The sequence below is a fragment of the Pseudomonas sp. BS-2016 genome (assembly GCF_001806145.1).
Lineage (GTDB): Bacteria > Pseudomonadota > Gammaproteobacteria > Pseudomonadales > Pseudomonadaceae > Aquipseudomonas > Aquipseudomonas lundensis.
The window spans coordinates 1-1998 of record NZ_MLCT01000184.1 but is presented as its reverse complement, the minus strand read 5'-3'; the positions used below and the strand labels follow the sequence as shown (position 1 = coordinate 1998).

At 63.1% G+C, this 1998-nt stretch carries 2 protein-coding genes; one reads left to right on the top strand and one right to left on the bottom strand.

Translation table 11 applies throughout. The features are described from left to right. Positions 1 to 1087: bifunctional D-glycero-beta-D-manno-heptose-7-phosphate kinase/D-glycero-beta-D-manno-heptose 1-phosphate adenylyltransferase HldE (hldE, locus tag BKD70_RS23580; RefSeq protein WP_070415505.1), on the top strand; the 1087-nt coding region annotated here is incomplete at its 5' end. Between the two features lie 27 nt (positions 1088 to 1114). Here hldE and BKD70_RS23575 read toward each other — a convergent pair. After that, a partial coding sequence (locus BKD70_RS23575; protein WP_070415504.1) for a metal ABC transporter ATPase occupies positions 1115 to 1998 on the bottom strand: 884 nt, incomplete at its 5' end.

Below are 1998 nucleotides of genomic sequence, written 5' to 3'. Positions count from 1 at the left end.
CCAGCAGTTGCTGCGTATCGATTTCGAAGAACCCTTCGCCACCGATGCCCTGGCCCTCGGCGACCAGGTCGACGCGCTGCTCGACGGTATCAAGGTGCTGGTGTTGTCCGACTACGGCAAAGGCGCCTTGCAGAATCACCAGGTGTTGATCCAGGCCGCCAAGGCTCGCAACATTCCGGTGTTGGCCGATCCCAAGGGCAAGGACTTCTCGGTTTACCGAGGCGCCAGCCTGCTCACGCCCAACCTCAGTGAGTTCGAAACCATCGTCGGCGGTTGCGCTGATGAGCACGAACTGGTGAGCAAGGGCGCGGCGCTGATGGCCGATCTCGACTTGGGCGCCTTGCTGGTGACCCGTGGCGAGCACGGTATGACCCTGTTGCGTCCGGGTCACCCGGCGATGCACCTGCCGGCGCGTGCCCGTGAAGTGTTTGACGTTACGGGCGCCGGTGACACGGTAATCTCTACTCTGGCTGCGTCTATCGCGGCTGGCGAGGAACTGCCCCACGCCGTGGCCTTGGCTAACCTGGCCGCGGGCATTGTGGTGGGCAAGCTGGGTACTGCAGCCATCAGCGCACCTGAGTTGCGCCGTGCGATCCAGCGTTCCGAAGGCTCGGAGCGCGGTGTGCTGGGCCTGGAGCAGTTGCTGCTGGCAATTGACGATGCTCGAGCTCACAACGAAAGCATTGTGTTCACCAACGGCTGCTTTGACATCCTGCACGCCGGGCATGTGACGTACCTGGAGCAGGCAAGCGCCCAAGGCGATCGCTTGATCGTTGCGGTCAACGATGACGCTTCGGTCAGCCGCTTGAAAGGTCCTGGCCGCCCGATCAACAGTGTTGACCGGCGCATGGCGGTACTCGCGGGCCTGGGCGCGGTGGACTGGGTGATCAGCTTCTCCGAAGGCACCCCGGAAAACCTGTTGGCCCAGGTCAAGCCCGACGTGCTGGTCAAGGGTGGTGACTACACTGTCGATCAGGTAGTCGGTGCGGACATCGTCAGCGCCTACGGCGGCACGGTCAAAGTGCTGGGGTTGGTTGAAAACAGCTCCACCACTGCGATTGTCGAGAAGATCCGCAACAACGAGTGATACCCCGTGGGGCGAGCCTGCTCGCCCCTAGCTTTTCTTCGGCACGATCTTGCGCAGCATCTGCCGTGCCTTGCCGGTCAAGCGCTTGAGCTTCGAGTCTTTTTCCGGTTCTGCCAGGCCCTGCTGCCTGAGCCAATCCTTCCAGCGAATCCGCTCATCGCGCACCAGCCAGCCTTCTTGCTGGGCAAAACTTTCCGCCAGATAGAGGCCGCGCGTGCTGGCCGGGTACAGTTGGTCTTTCTTGACCGTGTACAACTCTGCCAGTGGCTCGCCATCTTTGAGCGGCATCAAGTACAGGTCCGGGCGCTGACGGTCCAGGCGCGCCACCAGTTGGTCACCCTCCAAACGCTCATCCACATGAAACAAGCTGAGGGACTTGGCTTCCTTCGGCACTTCCAGGCGCAGGTCATAAATCAATTGCAGCGAGGCGGTCGGCAGGTGCACATAGGCCCGTGGGCGCTCGATCAGTTGCATGGTGGCGCAGCGTACCGGGCGTGCGGCGCCGGACAAGGGGCTGAGCCGAAACGGTAGGGCCTCGCGGTAATGCAGGGCGGCGGAGTAGGGCGCCGGCAGCCAGGTGTCGTTGAAGCGCCCGCCGAGCCAGCCTTCGGGGGTTTCGAGCAGGCACTCTTCGGCAATTTCCTGGATGGCGGTGTGCAGCGGCAGGTTCAGTTCATGGGCCGGGACGTAGCCGGAGATCAGCTTGAGCACCACATCGCCACGGTCCTGGCGGCGTTGGCGCACCAGCACCCAGTAGTCCTTGTTTTGCCAGTGCAGGGTCAGGCGTACCGAGACGCCGAGGTTCGCCAGTTCCAGGGCGAAGCGTTCGGCATCTGGTACCTCGACCGGCTTGCGCCGTTGCAGGGTCTGGGCGAAGTTGAGCGGCATGCCGACGCTCTGGTAGCTCAGGC